Source organism: Candidatus Thiothrix sulfatifontis (assembly GCA_022828425.1).
Lineage (GTDB): Bacteria > Pseudomonadota > Gammaproteobacteria > Thiotrichales > Thiotrichaceae > Thiothrix > Thiothrix sulfatifontis.
In genome coordinates this window covers 3,622,890-3,641,080 of sequence record CP094685.1, presented here as the reverse complement: position 1 = coordinate 3,641,080, position 18,191 = coordinate 3,622,890, and the positions used below count along the sequence as shown (strand labels likewise).

The 18,191-nt window shown below is 51.5% G+C and carries 18 protein-coding genes and 2 pseudogenes; 7 read left to right on the top strand and 13 right to left on the bottom strand.

The genetic code is table 11. The annotated features are described in order from the left end of the window. The first annotated feature begins 154 nt into the window (after nucleotides 1–154). Entirely contained in the window at nucleotides 155–1,336 is a 1,182-nt protein-coding gene (locus L3K52_18230) for an OpgC domain-containing protein (GenBank protein ID UOG92098.1), read from the top strand. On the opposite strand, the gene ubiE is transcribed toward L3K52_18230, so the two are convergent. Beyond that, nucleotides 1,282–2,034 (bottom strand): bifunctional demethylmenaquinone methyltransferase/2-methoxy-6-polyprenyl-1,4-benzoquinol methylase UbiE, encoded by a 753-nt coding sequence (ubiE, locus tag L3K52_18225; protein UOG92097.1) that lies wholly within the window; start codon nucleotides 2,032–2,034, stop codon nucleotides 1,282–1,284. The two genes, L3K52_18230 and ubiE, sit on opposite strands and share 55 nt — an antisense overlap. A gap of 74 nt (nucleotides 2,035–2,108) precedes the next feature. Between ubiE and L3K52_18220 the strand changes: the two genes are divergently transcribed. Further along, entirely contained in the window at nucleotides 2,109–2,480 is a 372-nt protein-coding gene (locus L3K52_18220) for a hypothetical protein (protein UOG92096.1), read from the top strand. Between the two features lie 4 nt (nucleotides 2,481–2,484). Here L3K52_18220 and L3K52_18215 read toward each other — a convergent pair whose 3' ends face one another. The 4 genes from L3K52_18215 to L3K52_18200 all read right to left on the bottom strand — a co-directional run bounded on the left by L3K52_18215 (nucleotide 2,485) and on the right by L3K52_18200 (nucleotide 7,703). Beyond that, nucleotides 2,485–3,360 (bottom strand): A24 family peptidase, encoded by an 876-nt coding sequence (locus L3K52_18215; protein UOG92095.1) that lies wholly within the window; start codon nucleotides 3,358–3,360, stop codon nucleotides 2,485–2,487. Between the two features lie 14 nt (nucleotides 3,361–3,374). Further along, the gene (locus tag L3K52_18210) at nucleotides 3,375–4,625 is read right to left on the bottom strand and encodes a type II secretion system F family protein (GenBank protein UOG92094.1); all 1,251 of its coding nucleotides are present in this window, start codon (nucleotides 4,623–4,625) and stop codon (nucleotides 3,375–3,377) included. Between the two features lie 93 nt (nucleotides 4,626–4,718). Beyond that, nucleotides 4,719–6,440, bottom strand: a complete 1,722-nt coding sequence (pilB, locus tag L3K52_18205; protein ID UOG92093.1) for a type IV-A pilus assembly ATPase PilB — start codon at nucleotides 6,438–6,440, stop codon at nucleotides 4,719–4,721. A 138-nt stretch (nucleotides 6,441–6,578) separates the two neighbouring features. Continuing rightward, complete coding sequence (locus tag L3K52_18200) at nucleotides 6,579–7,703, bottom strand: AAA family ATPase (GenBank protein UOG92092.1); 1,125 nt, start codon at nucleotides 7,701–7,703, stop codon at nucleotides 6,579–6,581. A gap of 98 nt (nucleotides 7,704–7,801) precedes the next feature. Here L3K52_18200 and L3K52_18195 point away from each other — a divergent pair, with 98 nt between their 5' ends. Then, the gene (locus L3K52_18195; GenBank protein ID UOG92091.1) at nucleotides 7,802–9,031 is read left to right on the top strand and encodes a putative DNA binding domain-containing protein; all 1,230 of its coding nucleotides are present in this window, start codon (nucleotides 7,802–7,804) and stop codon (nucleotides 9,029–9,031) included. A gap of 50 nt (nucleotides 9,032–9,081) precedes the next feature. On the opposite strand, the gene L3K52_18190 is transcribed toward L3K52_18195, so the two are convergent. The 5 genes and pseudogenes from L3K52_18190 to L3K52_18170 form a co-directional block, all read right to left on the bottom strand. Continuing rightward, nucleotides 9,082–9,459, bottom strand: coding sequence for a MarR family transcriptional regulator (locus tag L3K52_18190; GenBank protein UOG92090.1), 378 nt, complete (start codon nucleotides 9,457–9,459; stop codon nucleotides 9,082–9,084). A gap of 2 nt (nucleotides 9,460–9,461) precedes the next feature. Beyond that, nucleotides 9,462–9,824, bottom strand: a complete 363-nt coding sequence (locus L3K52_18185) for a DUF6516 family protein (protein UOG92089.1) — start codon at nucleotides 9,822–9,824, stop codon at nucleotides 9,462–9,464. Nucleotides 9,825–10,302: 478 nt separating this feature from the next. Continuing rightward, complete coding sequence (locus L3K52_18180) at nucleotides 10,303–10,587, bottom strand: pilin (GenBank protein UOG94036.1); 285 nt, start codon at nucleotides 10,585–10,587, stop codon at nucleotides 10,303–10,305. A 48-nt stretch (nucleotides 10,588–10,635) separates the two neighbouring features. Beyond that, a pseudogene (locus L3K52_18175) lies at nucleotides 10,636–10,749 on the bottom strand (prepilin-type N-terminal cleavage/methylation domain-containing protein). Nucleotides 10,750–10,854: 105 nt separating this feature from the next. Then, nucleotides 10,855–11,317, bottom strand: a pseudogene (locus L3K52_18170) (pilin). Nucleotides 11,318–11,564: 247 nt separating this feature from the next. Between L3K52_18170 and L3K52_18165 the strand changes: the two are divergent. Both L3K52_18165 and L3K52_18160 read left to right on the top strand, forming a co-directional pair. Then, nucleotides 11,565–11,861 (top strand): BrnT family toxin, encoded by a 297-nt coding sequence (locus L3K52_18165; protein ID UOG92088.1) that lies wholly within the window; start codon nucleotides 11,565–11,567, stop codon nucleotides 11,859–11,861. Between the two features lie 180 nt (nucleotides 11,862–12,041). Continuing rightward, nucleotides 12,042–12,146: a BrnA antitoxin family protein gene (locus L3K52_18160; GenBank protein UOG94035.1), complete on the top strand. Its 105-nt coding sequence runs from the start codon at nucleotides 12,042–12,044 to the stop codon at nucleotides 12,144–12,146. Here the strand turns inward: L3K52_18160 and L3K52_18155 are convergent. From L3K52_18155 to L3K52_18145, 3 genes are read right to left on the bottom strand one after another with little or no spacing between them, the layout of a single operon-like run. Then, nucleotides 12,143–12,721: a Uma2 family endonuclease gene (locus L3K52_18155; protein UOG92087.1), complete on the bottom strand. Its 579-nt coding sequence runs from the start codon at nucleotides 12,719–12,721 to the stop codon at nucleotides 12,143–12,145. The two genes, L3K52_18160 and L3K52_18155, sit on opposite strands and share 4 nt — an antisense overlap. 58 nt (nucleotides 12,722–12,779) lie before the next feature. Continuing rightward, nucleotides 12,780–14,234: a sigma-54 dependent transcriptional regulator gene (locus tag L3K52_18150; protein ID UOG92086.1), complete on the bottom strand. Its 1,455-nt coding sequence runs from the start codon at nucleotides 14,232–14,234 to the stop codon at nucleotides 12,780–12,782. A gap of 19 nt (nucleotides 14,235–14,253) precedes the next feature. After that, a complete protein-coding gene (locus tag L3K52_18145; GenBank protein ID UOG92085.1) occupies nucleotides 14,254–15,882 on the bottom strand; it encodes an ATP-binding protein in 1,629 nt (542 codons plus the stop codon). A 262-nt stretch (nucleotides 15,883–16,144) separates the two neighbouring features. Between L3K52_18145 and L3K52_18140 the strand changes: the two genes are divergently transcribed. Continuing rightward, a complete protein-coding gene (locus tag L3K52_18140; protein UOG92084.1) occupies nucleotides 16,145–17,791 on the top strand; it encodes an NAD+ synthase in 1,647 nt (548 codons plus the stop codon). 2 nt (nucleotides 17,792–17,793) lie between these two features. Continuing rightward, nucleotides 17,794–18,132 carry a P-II family nitrogen regulator gene (locus tag L3K52_18135; GenBank protein ID UOG92083.1) on the top strand — a complete coding sequence of 113 codons (339 nt, stop codon included), beginning with the start codon at nucleotides 17,794–17,796 and terminating at the stop codon, nucleotides 18,130–18,132. Nucleotides 18,133–18,191: the final 59 nt, after the last annotated feature.

The following is an 18,191-nucleotide window of genomic DNA, read 5'->3' as shown; positions in this document are numbered from 1 at the left end:
TGGGTTGCCGAGATTGACTAGGGAATTTCCGTGAGAAATAGTAGAGCAGAATTTAAGTGACGTCTAGCGGTATATGATTGGCAGAATCCGCGCGTGCTCGTATAGTTGCGCCCCGTAGCCCTAACAACGCCGTAAGGCAAGGAATTCGTCGTCGATGAAGCGTGATATTTCGCTGGATATACTCAGAGGCTTGATGTTGATCATTATGGCCGCTGACCATTTTGGTGAGCCGATTTTCCAGCATTTGTATGAGTTTGCGGGGTATGTCAGCGCGGCGGAAGGCTTTGTGTTTCTGTCCGGCATGTTGGTGGCGTTGGTGTACAGCCGTTATCACACCGCTGGTGGGCAAGTGCTGGAACAGCGCGTGTGGCAGCGTGCCGGGGTGATTTACCTTTACCATTTAATGGTATTGCTGGCGGTGTTTGTGTTCACGGTGGCAACGCAATGGTCGGGAGCACCGTGGACGAGTTTTGCCAATGAAATGCAGGTGGAGCCAGCACGGGCTTTGCTGTCGGGACTGTTATTGGTGTACCAGCCGCCGATGCTCGATGTGTTGCCGCTTTACGTGGTGTTGATGTTAGCTGCACCGTTCGGGTTGCGTTTGATGCTGCAATACCAAGCGATTGGGGTGGCAATGGTACTGCTGGGCAGTGGCGGTTTTTGGCTGGCAGCGCAATATGGCTGGGGGCGCGATCTGTGGGCTTTGTTGCCGCAAGGCTTGTTATTGCGGGGCGGTGCGTTTGATTTCATGGCTTGGCAATTTTTGTTTGTGCTGGGCATGGTGTTGGGTTTCTTGCGTTTTAACAGCAAGGGCGCGTTACCGCGTGTGAATGGCTGGTTGTGGTCGGCTGGTTTGCTGGTCATTGTGGGATTGTATTTGCAACGGCATGGCTACGTGTCGCGTGATCTGTCTCCGATTGCGGCGTGGTTTCAGGAATACCGCCACATTGGGCGGGACAGTTTGGCGTGGCTGCGCTTGACAAATTTCTTGGCGTTTGTGTACGTGATTGCGGGGGTAATTGCGTGGCAGCGGCGTTATAACGTGTTGAAGCTGTTGGCTTTACCGGCGCGTTGGTTAGGCTTTTTGGGGCAGCATTCTTTGCAGGTTTTTGCCTACCATTTGGTGGTGATGTATTGCTACATTCCGTTCCGCTGGGGGGAGTGGGCGTTTACGGATCAGCAGAAGTGGTTGGTGTTGGTGGCGTTTTTGGCAAGTTTGAGCTTGCCTGCGCTGGGGCATAAAGCCTATTTACAGCGCAAGAAACAAGCAGCGCAACAGGCTCAGAATTTGAAGCCTTTGTGTAATGCGACAATCCCGCCGGTCATATTGGTGTAAGTGACACGCTCAAACCCGGCAGATTCCAGCATGGCTTTGAGGGTCGCCTGATCGGGGTGCATACGGATAGATTCCGCCAAATAGCGATAGCTTTCGGCATCATTTGCGATCAATTTGCCCATCATCGGCAGGAATTTGAACGAATATTGGTCGTAGATCGGTGCTAAACCGGGTACGACTGGCTTGGAGAATTCCAGCACCAGCAAGCGTCCGCCCGGTTTCAACACGCGGTACATCGAGCGCAGTGCCGCGTCTTTATCGGTGACATTCCGCAACCCAAACGCAATGGTGATAATGTCGAAATGGTTATCAGCAAATGGCAGGCATTCCGCATTGGCTTGCACATAGCGCACATTGCCGCCAATGCCTTTATCCGTCAGACGTTCCCGCCCGTTTTCCAGCATTGACGCATTAATGTCGGAAAGAATCACTTCACCGTCATCGCCCACGATCCGTGCAAACTTGGCAGCCAAGTCGCCGGTACCGCCTGCCAAGTCCAGCACGCGGTTGCCGCGTTTCGCGCCTGCCGCATCAATCGTGTAACGTTTCCACAGCCGATGCACGCCAAATGACATTACGTCGTTCATTACGTCGTACTTGTCGGCTACTGAATGAAATACGCCCGCAACCCGACTAGCTTTCTCCGTAACGGGTACTTGTTGAAAACCGAAATGGGTAGTTTGTTCCTGTTCTGTCATGCGACATGTTTCCGTGTGGTTCAAGTTCCCCAACATTGTAACAGGCAAACGCCGTTTCTACATGGAGTCTGATGATGAAAAAGTTAATAGCAGGTTTGGGTTTGACGGTGTTAGCCGTGCCTTCCGCGCAAGCCTGGACGATGGATGATTCACGCACCGTGCGTGCCAACCAAAGCCAGCCGATCGTCCGCGTTGTTAAGCGCTATCAAACGGCTACGTTGCAGCAAGCACCGCTGCAACGCCATCCACACCAAGCCACTGGCTGGCAACGCTCAGCGCGGGTAACGCCCCAGCGTATGCAACGTTCACGTCAAGCAGCCCATGCGCCAGTGCGCCCGGTGCAAATGCACGCCTACTACATGCCGCAACGCTCGGCAGGGAAACAACCGTTGCGTGTCCACCGCATTGTCGGGCAAGCGCAACCAAGATGCCGTTACATCGGTTAATGCATCAGAATGGCACGAAAATCTGGCTCATCCGAGCCAAGATTTCTTCACGCCATACGATTGCCGCAAAGCCTGCCATTGCCAGCCATGGGCCAAATGGCATGGGCAAGCTTTCGCGCTGACCTTTCACCAACATCCACGCAATTCCGAAAAATGCACCAAACGCAGATGACGCAAAAATCACAAACGGTAGAATTTGCCAGCCACCCCACGCGCCGAGTGCTGCCAGCAATTTGAAATCGCCATGTCCCATGCCTTCCTTGCCCGTCAACAGTCGGAACAGGTGAAACACTGACCACAACGCCAAATAGCCAAAAGCTGCGCCCACCACCGCATCCGGCAAACTCACCAAGGTGCCGCTGATATTGAGCAGCAAACCCGCCCACAGCAGTGGATATGTCAGAATGTCAGGCAGCAGCATGGTTTGCGCATCAATCATAAACAGCGCGACCAAGACCCAGGTAAAGCCGAGCAACGCCACCAGTTCAACGCCATAACCGACGCGCCAAGCGACCAACATGGACAGCAATGCCGTTGCCAATTCTACCAACGGGTATTGGCTGGAAATCGGCGTCTTGCAACCGGCACATTTGCCGCGCAGAAATACGTAGCTGATCACGGGAATGTTTTCCAGTGCCGTGATTTTGTGACCACAGGTCGGGCATTGTGAGCGTGGCACGACCAGATTGAAATCGCCGGTATCCAGCTTATCGGGCGGCTGATCCAGCCATTCGTGACAATCCTGTTTCCACTGGCGTTCCAGCATGATGGGCAGGCGGTAGATCACCACGTTCAGAAAACTGCCTATCAGTAGCGAAAATAGCCCGACGATACTTATCAGCCAAACAGGGCTGGTTTTGAGTAAAAAAATCAGTTCCATGCGAGTATGCGTTCCTAAACAACAGCCCCAAGTTTAAAGATGGGCAGGTACATGGCGATGACCAAACTGCCCACAATGCCGCCCAATACCGCCATGATCAGCGGTTCAATTTGTTTTGCCAAGGTGTCGACCAAGCCGTCAACCTGTGCTTCGTAATAATCGGCTACTTTTGCCAACATTTCTTCCAAACGCCCGGATTCTTCGCCGATACGCGTCATTTGTACCATCATATTCGGGAATAATTGCGTGGTTTGCATGGAGGTATTCAATTGCACCCCGCGAGCGGTGTCGTCTTGAATCCGCCGTGACGCTTCTTCATACACGGCATTGCCGGTCGCGCCCGCCACCGAATCCATCGCTTCCACCAACGGCACACCCGCCGCAAACATGGTGGCTAGGGTACGTGCAAACCGGGCGACCGCCGACAAGTTCAGGATATTACCCATAATCGGGATTTTTAACGACGCTTTATCCACGAAACGGTCAAAGGCTGGCGAGCGTTGCCGCGCTTGGGTGAAGCCGGTTCCCACTGCAACAAATATCAGAATCGGTTGCCACCAGTTGGCGACCAGCCAATCTGAAAACGAAATGACCAATAGCGTGAAAGCGGGCAAGTCTGCGCCAAAGCTGCTAAACACTTCCTTAAACTGCGGAATAACCCAGATCAGCAAAATGGCCGATACCACCACGGCAGCAACCACGACGATAATCGGGTACATCATCGCGCTTTTGACTTTGGCTTTGAGCGCTTCGCTTTTTTCTTTGTAGGTGGCGACTTTTTCCAGCATGGTTTCCAGCGTACCGGCCTGTTCACCCGCTTTCACCAAGTTGACGAAAAGTTTGTCGAAATACTTGGGGTGTTTGGCTAACGCTGAACCTAAACTGGCACCGCCTTCAATGTCTGCACGTAATTTGTTCACCAATTCGCGTACCGAGGCGTTATCGCCCCCGGAAGCCATCAGTTCCAAGGATTGCACCATGGGCACGCCGGAACGCATCATGGTGGTCAATTGGCGGGCAAATTGCGCAATATCCCCCGGTTTGATCGCGGCTTTGAACAGCGGTTTGGGTTTGCGGTAGATGCGCCCCGGATTAATGCCTTTGCGTCGCAGTTCAGCACGTAACCAGTTGGGATTCACAGCTTCGGTTTCACCGCGCATTTTTACGCCATTGCGGTTCACGCCTTCCCACTTGTAAATGGCTTGTGCTTCGCTGGGGGTGGGTTTTTTGCCTGCTACTGGCTTTTTCAAAGTGTTGCTTTGCATATCCGTGGCTCTGCGTTATTTTTGTGATTATTGCCAGTCTAACACGCACGGGTGGTGGAACTGCATCCGGTGGGATAAGTGGTCGTTACGGGCTTAGTCTGAAGTGACGCGCTCCAATTCGGCCAATGAGGTGACGCCTTGGCGCACTTTGTTGAGCGCGGAACGGCGTAAATCCGCAATGCCTTCTTTGAGGGATTGTTCAGCGATTTCCAGCGAGTTGCTGCCATTCATAATCATGCGCCCCATTTCGGCGGAAATCGGCATGACTTGGTAAATACCTACCCGCCCTTTGTAACCGCGTGAACATTCCGAACAACCGCATGGCTCGTACAGCTTGAGGGCTGGAATTTCCTCTTGGTGGAAACCCATTTGCAGCAAAACGTCGCGGGGTACATCCGAGGGTTTTTTGCAATTTTCACACAAGCGCCGTGCAAGGCGTTGGGCAATAATTAAGTGAATGGAGGAGGCGATATTAAACGTCGGCACGCCCATGTTCATCAAACGGGTCAAGGTTTCCGGGGCGCTATTGGTGTGCAAGGTGGATAACACCAAGTGTCCGGTTTGTGCCGCTTTGATGGCAATTTCAGCGGTTTCAAGGTCGCGGATTTCCCCCACCATGATGATGTCCGGGTCTTGACGCAAAAAAGAGCGCAGAGCTTCGGCAAAGGTCAGCCCGACTTTGGCGTTGACGTTGACTTGATTCACGCCGGGCATATTGATTTCGGCGGGGTCTTCGGCAGTGGAAATGTTTTTTTCCGGGGTGTTGAGGATGCCTAAGCCGGTGTACAGCGTCACGGTTTTACCGCTACCCGTCGGACCTGTGACCAGAATCATGCCATCGGGTTTTTCCAGCGCTTTCATGAAATCGTGTTGTTGCTTGGGTTCAAAACCGAGCTTTTCTACCCCTAGGGTGGCGTTGGATGAGTCAAGTATCCGCATAACCACTTTTTCACCGAACAGGGTGGGGAGGGTGTTGACACGAAAGTCGATTTTTTGCTTGTCGCTGACCGTAAAGCGGATGCGCCCGTCTTGAGGGACGCGGCGTTCGGAAATATTCATCCGTGCCAGTACTTTGATGCGCGAAATTAATTGTTGGGCGGAATCGTTGGGCGGGGTGGCAACGACTTGCAAAATGCCGTCGATCCGGTAGCGGATGCGCATGTTTTTTTCAAAGATTTCAATGTGAATATCCGACGCTTTGGATTTAATGCCGTGGGCTAACAGCTTATCGACGAATTCAATGACGGCGGGATCTTCGTCATCTTTGGTTTTGAGATCGCGGACGTCTAGGGATATTTCTTTGGCAGCGGCTACCGGCGCGGCAGTGGGAGAGGCTTTGCCGCTGTGAGGTTGGGCGGCGTGCCCGCTCATGCCGTCGTCGCTGCTGATGTAGCGTTGCAGCTTGTCGAATTCGACAAAAACGGGTTCGGGGATTAAGCCGGTGGCGAATTTAACATCATCCAAATTGGTCAAATACGTGGGGTCAGCCAAGCCCACCATGAGATTTTTGCCGCGCTGATAGAGGGGAATCAGGTTGAGTTTGCGCATCTGCTCTGGGCTGAGCAAGGCTGCAATCGGCGGTGGAATGCTGATTTGGTCGAGGTCGACCATGCTGAGGCCGTATTCGAGGCTGGCGGCGTAGGCGACGTCTTTGGTGGATACGATGCGTGAGCGGATCATCCATTCCACCAGCGAGACTTTTTCCGCACGCGCTTTCTGCACGGCTTGTGTCGCCGACTCTTTGTCGAGCAAGTCTTGCACAACTAATTGTCTGGCTAACCCCGGTAAGGGGATGGAAGAAGTCAGCGGAATCATGGATAAAAACTATCTTGTCATTATTAGAATAAATAGAACTACATGATAGCGCGTTGAAAGTGTCTATAACATGAATTTCTTTAGGCGCTGCTGGCTGCCAGTTCCGTGACCCAATCATCTACCGTTTTGGCTTTGCTGCTAAAGTTGATGCCTAACAACATCTGCCAGTAATATGGACATGGAGGCTTGTACTTCGCGGTTGGGGTAATCGAGGTGGTATAAACCGTATTCATCGCGGCTTTTTAGGGTCAGATACCCCGTTTGGAATAATACGGGTGCGAGTTGCGAGCATTCAAGGTCGTAGTGACCGAGTGCGAGTTCATTGACTTCCATTTCATTGACTTGGTATACCCCGTCGCGGCGCATCAGTTTTGGCAAAAAAGTGGGCGTGCCGGATTCAAACCAGAAGTTGCGAAACGCATTGGCGCTGAAAAAACTGAGGATGGAATACGGGTTGTAGACGAAATGTTCGTTATCCCACGAGTAGCCGTTGTACCAGCGGCGTAAGGTTGCCAGCAGTTCTTCACGGCTGAGTTTCAGGCGTTGTTCGGCGGCGGGGAAGTAGGGGGCGAAATAATGTTCCAGTTCGGTTTGGGTGTAGCCGACCAAGGTGGCGGCTTTGTGGTCTAGCGTCAGGTCGTAGAGATTGTTCAGGTCGGAAAAGACGGAGACTTTGCTGAATTTGGATACGCCGGTGATCAGAAAAAATTCCAGATAGGGGTCGCTGTCTTTGATCACCGAGTAAAAAGTTTTCATCACCTGCTGGTTGATCTTGGCTTGTGGAATGTTGTCAAGGTAGTCAATCAACGGCTTGTCGTATTCGTCGATGAGGAGTACGACATTGCCCGATTTTTCTGCCAATGCTTTCAATAGCTTGGCAAAGACATCTTTGAGCATGATGTCAGGGGGAAAGGATATGCCGTGTTCTGTGGCTATGTCAAGTAAGGCTTGGCGTAACACTTCCTCCAAGCCGCGCCCTTGGTAGTTCAATTTGTTCATGGAGAGGTGGATAACGGGGTGGATGTCGCTCCAATCCCGTTGGTTTTCAATCCACAAGCCTTTGAACAGTTCACGTTTGCCGCTGAAAATGGCGTTGAGGGTGGAGAGTGTCAGCGATTTTCCGAAGCGGCGCGGGCGCGAGAGGAAGTAGTATTTGCCGCTGGCAATCAGGCGGTGGATGGCTTCGGTTTTGTCGATGTACAGGTAGTCTTTGCCGATGATTTCTTCAAAGGTTTGGATGCCGACGGGGAGTTTTTGCAACATGGGAAGTCCGCTGTGGAAAGTGCATGGGGGAAGCATAGCACAGTTCTTGCGGTGCGGTTTTGGGGTAGACTTAGAGCCTTAGTGAAAGGAGCAACGGTATGCGTCAGGATGAGTTGTTAGAGCTATTAGCCAATGGTGAAAATTCTGGTGTGGAGTTTAAGCGCGATGATATTCGCCCAGAACAATTGGCTCGGGAGGTGGTCGCGTTAGCCAATTTTCAGGGTGGGCGCATTTTACTGGGAGTGGAGGATGATGGCTCAATTTCGGGTATCCAGCGTGAAGGGTTGGAAGAATGGGTCATGAACGTGTTTCGGGACAAAATTCATCCGATGATGCTGCCATTCTATGAGGAAGTGCAGTTGCAGGATGGTAAGCGGGTGGCGGTGATCAGTTTTACGCAGGGTATTTCTAAGCCTTATGTGTTGCGGCATACAGGACGTGAGGATATTTATCTGCGGGTCGGTAGTACGTCGCAGTTGGCAACACGCGAGCAACAAGCGCGGTTATATGCCTTGGGTGGAATGCTGCATACCGAAGTTATGCCCGTGCCGGGAACATCCATCGAGGCGTTGGATCAGGCGAAATTGCAAAACTACATTCAAACCGTGATCAATGACCCTGATGTGCCGCAAACACCGGCAGATTGGCAGGCACGTTTATTGGGGTTGGGGTTTTTGGTGCAGGCATCGACGGGTGAGGTGATGTGTACCATTGCTGGTTTGGTGTTGTTTGGTATTAAGCCGCGTCGTTATTTGCGGCAGGCGGGTATTCGGGTGATGGTGTTTGATGGGGAGGAAAAGACGTATCAATCGCGGTTGGATGAAACCTTGGATATTGCTTTGCTGGGGCGTATTCAATATGAAAAATCGGGTGGTCGTACCATTCTTGAGGATGGCTTGGTTGAAAAGCTGTTGTCGGTGTTGCGTCCTTTTATTTTTTACGAAAGTGATGTGTTGGATGCGAATAGCTTGCGGCGTGATCGGGGGTGGGTGTATCCGTTGAATGCGTTGCGCGAATTGGTGATTAATGCGTGTGCGCACCGTGATTGGACGCGCTTTGTGGATATTGAGGTTGGGGTGTATGCGAATCGCTTGGAAATCATTAGCCCCGGTGCGTTACAGAATTCCATGACGGTTGAGAAAATGAAGGCGGGGCAGCGTTCGCCACGTAATCCGATTATTGTGGAAATATTGCGGGACTATGGGTATGTGGATGCGCGGGGGATGGGCATCCGTACCAAGGTGATTCCGCAGATGCGGGAGTTTAATGGTACGGAGCCGATGTTTGAGGCGACGGAGGATTATTTGAAAACGACGTTGTGGCGTTGAATGCCTAGTGCAATTGTCTACTTGTGTCAGCATGTCTTTTGTCTCATGTCTTAGGCAGCGTTGCCGTGATGCAAACCAAACTGGACACGAAAATCGGTTGCCTTGACGGTTGGGGCAAGTTTTCCGGCTTGCTTGTGCAACTCGACCACGCCGTAACGTTCCAGGGTTTTCAATGTGCGTGATAGGTTGGGTTTTTTGCGGTGTGAAAGCTGTTCAAGTTCGCTTAGGGACTGGGGTTGATGGCGTATGATTAAATCCAGCAATGCTTGGTTTTCATCGCTCAATACTTGCGCCATGGATTTTACAGATTCAAACCATATTTTAGGTTCGTCGGATAGCGGTTGATAGTCACCTTTGGCGATGGCGATAGTACGTTGGATGTAATCCAGTCGTGACATAATGCCGATATTGAGAATTTTGTTTGCCATGTTTATGCCTCGCTCATCATCTTGTTGACATCTTGCCAAAAATCTTCCAAAAGTTGCCCGGCTGTTTCAAACTCATAGGGTTCAACACTTTTACGCTGGTGTTTATGATCCCATACCAAGCGCTTTGCACCGTATTTTTTGCGTTGTGGCTTGATAGCATGAGCATTATCGTAGCCTAATATTCGCACATTATGGCGGTCATGCAGCGTTAAGGAGTAACGGATGCCGTGCGGGATATGTTCATTTGGTGTTACGCGATAGGCTTCAATTTTTGTCCAATAGCCGTTGTCCATTGGAAATATCTCACCATTCAGCAAGAGCAAGGTTTCTAAACCTTTATCCTCATTGTGTTGCTGTGTGGGCATGGCGAGTCGTCCTTGGGTTATGATTGGATGATAACAGTATAAGCGTACAGATCGCAATTTTTAGTGCTTGAGCAGCAGATTGGCGAGGTCGGCTGCCATGCGTTTGAGGAGTTGCTTGCTGGTGATGTCTTTGATTTGCATAGGGCGATTTTAGCAGCAGGACATAGGCATTCTAGCCTTGCCCTGCTGAGCGGTTGGTATTAGCTGTTGGCTGCTACTTCGGGTAATTGATCTAGCCCAGCAATCCCAGACATCCTAAGAAGTGAATGCACTATACTAGACACTTGAGGGCGGGGCAGCGTTCGCCGCATAATCCGATTATTGTGGAAATATTGCGAGACTATGGGTATGTGGATGCGCGGGGGATGGGTATCCATTACCAAGGTAATTTCGCAGAAGTGGGTATTCAATGGCACGGAACCTGAGTTTGAGGTCACAGAAGATTATTTGAAAACGACGTTGTGGCGTAAAACTTGAATCAGGGAATAACTACACAGGCTTTCGGTGCAAACTCATCTTTCCATCCACTGTTGCTAGATTTCTTAACAGTACAAGCCCATTTGCCATTAGCATCGCGTGCCACTTTTACTTTTACGCCCAATGCTACGGAATTTACCCGACCATCCAGTGTTGCCTCAATAGAGGATTCCCCCGTTGTTGGGTCAACTGATACTACCGGATTATTTTGCATCAAAGGAGAACTACCTGTTACCCAGCCAAGATCAGTAGCGTCGGCTGTACCACTGTTATCAATCAACATCAGATCAGCCGGTACTTTTAAGTTGGAAATTTCTTGATAAACAATATTAACCTGAGTTTTTGATGTGTAGTCTTGATAGGCAGGCAATGCCATCGCCGCCAATATGCCAACGATACTGACAACAGTCATCAATTCCAGCAAACTGAATCCTCGTTGTATCTGAATCATGGCTTTGCACCTACGTTTTTGTAATTTTTGATTTATTAAGCGTTCTATCACACGAAAAGCCCCAAAAGGGGCTTTTCATCTATTCACTCGGAAAGTGTTAGATTAGTTACAGCCTTTTGGTTTGAAGCTGTCTTTCCAACCAGCCGCAGTACTTGTAATAGTGCAACTCCATTTACCAGAAGCTATACGATTCAGCGTGACAGTTGTCCCAAGGACAGATGAAGCGACAGAGCCGTCCATTATACCAGTGATTGATGCTGTGCTGGTTGCCGGAGCTACAGCAACAGTGAGTTCATCACCAGAACCAGCAGTTGTAGATTTCAGTAGAGTTGAGTTATCTGCAATCCACCCTAGCAGCGAGAGGATCAGTGGTAGCAACGTTTTCTTGCAGGTTGGTTTCAACCGCTGTTTTCAGATTGGAGAGTTCGCCGAATACACGGTTAACCTGGGTTTTTGCCATGTAATCTTGGTAAGCAGGCAGTGCAATCGCAGCCAAAATGCCGATGATGGCAACTACGATCATCAATTCGATCAAAGTGAAACCCGCTTGTGCTTTAGATTTCATTGTTTTCATACTCATTTGAGTCATTCCTTATTGTTAGGATTAGTTAGGAGCTTTGTTAATGTCCTCAGACGCAAGGAGTAATGCAGGAGACGTGCCAACCGCCATTGCGGTGTTAGCGGTAGGTTTTCGAGGATGATCGGTGGTTTTGCGGAGGGGGTTGTCAAAATGTGACAGGCAGGTAGGAGGAATGTGACAGCGTAGAGGGTGTATGCTATAATGTAGTTACAGTTTTATAAGTGAGATATGTATGGATTTTGAGTGGGATGATGCTAAAAACCATAAAAACATCCGTAAGCATAAAATTAGTTTCGAGACGGCTGCCTTTGCGTTTGTTGATCCTAAGCATGTTTCTATACAAGATCGCATTGTAGACGGGGAAGAGCGTTGGCAGACTATTGGCATGGTACAAGGGCGGCTGTTATTGCTAGTTGCTCATACCCTGTGGGATGCAGACAATGGCTCAACCGTTGTGCGCATCATTTCAGCGAGAAGGGCAGAACCTAAAGAAAGGAAACGTTATGAACAAGCAAACCAAAACTGTTAAATTCTCATTAGATGCCTCCAACTTACCCGCTTTGACCGCTAAGCAGGAAGAGGAGTTGAAGATATTAGCAGCGATGCCAGACGAAGAAATTGACTTCAGCGATATTCCCGAAACCACTGATGATGCTGGAAAAATGCCGTGGTGGGTAAATTTTACCGTCCGATCAAGAAACAAGTCACGGTGCGGATTGATGCAGACATTCTGGCATGGTTACAATCCAGCGGCGCAGGCTACCAAACGCGGCTAAACCAACTGCTCCGCGAGGCGATGCAGCAGGCAGCTTAGTCAAACCGCACGTCATCATAAAAATCCGCCAAACAACACGTCAACCCAATGCTATTCAAGGTCAAGGTTGCTTCCGCCCCGCTGCGCGTCATGAGTACCCATTCATCCTCATTCTGGCGGCGGAACAGTTCCACATAATATTTGCGCGGATCAATCAGCAAATATTCCTGCAAACTCGCCAGTTTGCGGTAGCTGATGAATTTACTGCCCCGGTCTTTGTCCTCGGTTGAAGGAGAAAGCACCTCGATAATCAGCTTGGGGTGATGTTTGGCATAATCCCGTTCCGCCAACTGATCGGAAGGCTCGCACGTTACCATCACATCCGGGTAGAAAAAGGTATCATCTGCCGCAATGCGTACCTTCATATCCGCAATATACGTGCTGCACCCAGAGCCGCGCAGGTGCATTTTGATTAGTGCGTAAGCGTTGCCGCTGACTTTAACATGCCGGTCAGAAGCCCCCGCCATCGCGTAAACTTCGCCGCGAACGTATTCTGATTTCTCAATGGCAAATTGCTCACCTTCCAAATATTCTTCAGGCGTGAGGTAATTGTCTTGCAGTAGTGCGTAACCCATGTGCGAATCTCCTGTGCCGATGCCATTGATAATAGCGTATCTGAACACGCAGCGTCAGTTAGCCCTCATCCAACCCATATTTCTGAATCCGATAACGCAACTGCCGGAACGACATCCCCAACACTTCCGCCGCCTTGGTGCGATTCCAGCGCGTCTGCTCCAATGCCCGCAAAATCAAATCACGCTCCGCCTCCTCATCCACCGGATTCCAAGCCGGTAACGCCTCCACTTCTCCCTTTGCCACCTTCTTCTCTTCTATCCCACCATCGTTCCCTGAGCGCGTTCCCTGAGCGAAGTCGAAGGGAAGTCGAAGGGAAGAAGAGTCCGCAGGGTGAGGGGTAACAACTGCCACCGGCAACTGCAAATCATCCGGCTGAATCGTATTGTTATCACACAACGTACTCGCCCGCTCCAACACGTTTTCCAGCTCGCGCACATTCCCCGGAAACCCATACGCCCCCAACTCCTGCCGCGCCGCAGGCGACAACCGTATCGGTGGCATCTGCCAACGTTCCGCAATTTTCTGCAAGAAAAAGTCCGCCAACAGCAAAATATCTTCCTGGCGTTCCCTCAGCGGCGGCACTTTCAACTTGATCACATTCAGGCGGTAATACAAATCCTGTCGGAAATGCCCCGCCGCGACTTCGTGTTCCAAACTCTTGTGGGTAGCACTGAGAATTCGCACATCCACCGGGATTTCTTCCAAGCCCCCCACGGGTTTGACCGCGCCTTCCTGAATCGCCCGCAGCAATTTGACCTGCATGGTCAGCGGCAAATCCGCGACTTCATCCAGAAACAACGTGCCTTTGTGCGCCGCTTGAAACAGCCCCTGCTTATCCGCCATTGCGCCGGTAAAGCTGCCTTTTTTGTGCCCGAAAAATTCGCTTTCCATCAGATTTTCAGGAATCGCCCCGCAGTTGACCGGCACAAACGGCGCTTTGACCCGCGAACCTTGCTGGTGAATCTGGTGCGCGACCAATTCCTTACCGCTGCCCGATTCGCCGTGGATGTACACTGGCGCTTGGCTACGCGCCAGTTTGTGGATGGTCGCTTTGAGTTGCTGCATCGCCGGAGAATTGCCCAAAATGCTGCTGCTGTGGGTGTCGCTATCGTCATCGGCTGGCGTGGGTTGTTTGCCTTTACCAGCGGAAAGTTTGAGCGCGGTTTGAATCAATTCGCGCAGTTTCGGCAAATCCACGGGTTTGGACACGAAATCGTAAGCGCCCGCTTTGAGTGATTCTACGGCCGTATCCATGCTGCCAAAGGCCGTAATCACGGCAACCGGAATGTGTGGGTGATTTTTTTGCAGGTAACGCACTATGTCGATGCCGCTGCCATCCGGCAATTTCATATCGGTCAGGCACAACTGCGGATGGTAATTTTCGATCTGGTTGAGAGCGCTTTCCACGTCGCCAGCCGTAATGGTATCCAGCCCCATGCGTAACAGGGTGATTTCCAACAGTTCACGGATGTCAGGTTCATCATCAATGATGAGTACGGTTTGTTCAGTCATTTATAATTATCTTATGGTGTTAACGATGATGCGCAAACACAAGGCGGAAACAGCTTCCACCCGACGCTAACGCAACATAGTCCAAGGTTGCGCCATTGGTCAAGCACAGTTCGCGCGACATGAATAAGCCTAAGCCCGTGCCTTGGGTGCTGGTGGTGAAAAACGGTTCAAACAGGCGCTGGCGTTGCGCTTCGGTCATGCCACGCCCGTTATCCATGACGTTGAGCATAATGTCGCGGGTATGCGTCGGGTTGCCGCCGTGAATGTCGATTTGTAAATACTTGGGGTCATCGTGTGCGTATTTGTAGGCGTTGCTGCACAAATTCCAAATGATTTGGTGCAAGTGCGCCGGGTCGAATTCAATCACGGTATCCGCCGGTTCGATGAATAAGTTCATCTGATCAATGCGCAATTTGTTTTGCAGCAGAAAATCTTTGCGGAATTCGTGTAACCACAATTTGAGCGCGAGGCGTTCGCGGTTAGGCGTTTTTTTGCGGGAGAGGTTGAGCACGCTTTCGATGGTCAGATTCATGCGGCGGGCATTGGATTGGATGATTTGCAGCAAGCGTACATCGGCTTTATCCAGATTCTGGGATTCGCTCATGAGTTGCGCGGCGTGGCTGATTGCGCCTAAGGGGTTGCGGATTTCATGCGCAATGCTGGCAGTGAGCTGACCGAGGGAGGCGAGTTTGGCACTTTGCAATTTTTCGCGTTGTTCGGTGGTATCTTCCAGATTGATCATGGTAGCGCGGCGCGATTGATTCCCCAGTTGGGAAAATCGCGCCCGCATTTCGGTGGTGTTTTGGTGGCGCACGTCAAAGCTGGCAATGCGTGGGCAAATCGTGTGCAGCCAGTGTTGCAAGTGGTGATCGAGTTCGGGGGCGAATTGCTGCAAAGGTTTGCTGCGCCAGTTGCCGGGTTGCCCTAGCATGTCCCACGCGGATTCGTTCATGTGGCGGATGGCGCCGGAACCTTCTACCACCACAATGCCGGATTCGAGTTTGTCGAGAATCGACTGGTTGAGTTGCGAGAGATTGGCAAGATCAACGCCGCGCCGTTGGGCTAAGGAGGCAACCGCGCTGGCCTTGCGAATCCAGCGATTGCTGGCGAGGCTGATCAACAGGATGAACAAGGCAATCAAGCCGCTGTGCATCACGCCGCCGCTGTCGGATTCCCCTTTGCTTTGCAGCCATATTTGCATGGCTACTAATGACACCCCGGTTATTGTTGCCAATAGCAATGAGACATGACCGGGGTTGCCAAGGTGAGGAATCAGGACGGGAATCAGCAATAAAATGCCAAAACCCGCGCCAATGCCACCGCTGGAATACAACAAACCTAGCAAGATGGCAATGTCGAGGATGACAAACAGCACGGTTTGCACCGGCAAATCCGGCCATTGAAAATACGAGGCGAGATTGCTGAAAACGGCCACTAACAGGTAGGTGCCAGTGAGCCACACAAAGAGGCCGGGGTCGTGTTGCCCCAGTTTGACATTGCCGTAGTCCAGCACCAACGAGACTAATAATGCGCCCGCCAATGTGAAGCGGTAGACATGGTAGAGGCGTAGTAAATTCCAAGGGTCTTCGTGTAAAAAGACCGGGATTAGCTTTTCGTCAAGTGTTGTTGCGCGTGTTCCAGGCTGCAAAAGTGTTTCCCTCCTTGGGAAATCGCTTCAGGCTCCGGGACATGCAGGCCGCAGTGTTCGCAGCGTACCATGCGGGTGTTTGTTGTAATTTTCCCGGACGATTGTTGGTGTTTTTGTTTCAGGCTTTGCCTACGTTGCCACGATTTTAACAGAAGGAAACCGACTACCAGCAAAACAAGGATAAAAATAATGCGGGACATGATGTGTTACAGCCTTTTCAGGTATAGTCTTTGACTTAACTACCTTAACGTTTTATGACACCGTGCAAAAGAAAAATCAGACATTACGCATCGCGTTAGCCCAATTAAATGTGTGTGTGGGCGATGTGCAAAATAATCTTAGTCAGGTACGCGCTGCTATCGGTCAAGCGCGGGAACAGCAGGCTGACTTGATTGTATTCCCGGAACTGGTCTTGGCGGGGTATCCACCCGAAGATTTATTGTTTCGCCCCGACTTTTTGACGCAAATGCAGGCAGGCGTGGAAACGCTGGCAGCAGAAGCCGATGGGATGACGGTAATCGTGGGAGCGCCGTTGCGTCGCGGTGCGGCGTTGCAAAACATGGCGTGCGTGCTGCGCGATGGGCAGATTCTGGCGGAATACAGCAAGCAATGTTTGCCCAATTACCGCGTCTTTGATGAAAAACGCTATTTTACGCCGGGTGCGCAATCGCTGGTGGTGGAGTTAGCGGGCGTTAAAGTTGGTATCCTGATTTGCGAGGATATTTGGGAGGATGCGCCTGCTCAAGCGGCGGTGGCAGCGGGGGCGGACGTACTGTGTGTGTTGAATGCGTCGCCGTTTAGTTACGACAAGCAAGCGCAACGGGCGGCTTTGTTGCAACGGCAGGCCGCGAGCAACCACTGCCCGCTGGCGTATGTGAATCTGGTTGGCGGGCAAGATGAACTGGTGTTCGATGGCGATTCGATGCTGGTGGATGCGGCGGGAAATATCGTGTTTCGGGCAGAGGCGTTTGCGGCAGGGGTGTTTGTTCAAGAGTGGGAGATAGGGCGCAGTTGTAGGGGCGTATTGCATACGCCCTCCGATCTTACCCCTCTTATCTACCAAGCCCTGACCACGGGTATCCGCGATTATGTCCACAAAAACGGTTTTTCCAGCGTATTGCTGGGCTTGTCGGGTGGGATTGATTCCGCCTTGGTGTTGGCGTTAGCCGTCGATGCGCTGGGGGCGGAAAATGTCGAGGCAGTGATGATGCCGTTTCATTACACGTCTGGCATGAGTCTGGAGGATGCGCAACAGCAAGCGGCTTGGCTGGGGGTGCGTTACCGCAATATACCGATTGCATCCATTTACGACAGTTTCACGGCTTCGTTAGCGCCGGAGTTTGGGGAGCGCCCGGTGGATGTGACCGAGCAGAATTTGCAGGCGCGGATTCGCGGGGTGTTGCTCATGTCGTTGTCCAATAAGTTGGGCAGTTTGTTGCTGTCTACCAGCAATAAGAGCGAGAGCGCGGTGGGTTATGCCACGCTGTATGGCGATATGGCGGGGGCGTTTTCACCGCTGAAAGATGTGTACAAAATGCAGGTGTATGCATTGGCGGAATACCGCAATACCTTGGGGCAGGCGATTCCGCAGCGGGTGATTGAGCGCCCGCCTTCCGCTGAACTGGCGCCGGGGCAAGTGGATCAGGATTCGTTGCCACCGTATGCGGTGTTGGATGCGATTTTGCGGCGTTTCATCGAGGGTGATGAGGTGCTTGAGGATATTATCGCCAGTGGATTCGATGCGGCAACCGTGCGCCGCGTGGTGAATCTGGTACTATTGAGCGAATACAAACGGCGGCAGGCAGCACCGGGCGTGCGCATTAGCGGGCGTGGCTTTGGCAAGGATTGGCGTTACCCGATTACTTCTGCTTGGCGTAAAAATTTACCTTTCAACCTCCCACAGGAGTGAATATGAAACTGATTCAGGCGATTATTAAACCGTTCAAACTGGACGATGTGCGCGAAGCCTTAACCGAAATCGGTGTGACCGGGATGACGGCCACTGAGGTGAAGGGTTTCGGGCGGCAAAAAGGCCATACCGAGTTATACCGTGGCGCGGAATACGTGGTGGATTTTCTGCCCAAAGTGAAGCTGGAAATCGTGGTCAAGGAAGAAGACGTGGACTTGGCGATTGAAGCGATTCAGAAAGCGGCGCATACCGGCAAGATTGGCGATGGTAAGATTTTCGTGCTTGCTGTTGAGCAATCTATCCGTATCCGTACCGGCGAAAGTGGGCGGGATGCGGTATAAATAACCTGCCGCGTCGTCTGGAACTGATCGAGGGTTCGCAGACGCAATGCTTGCAGCGG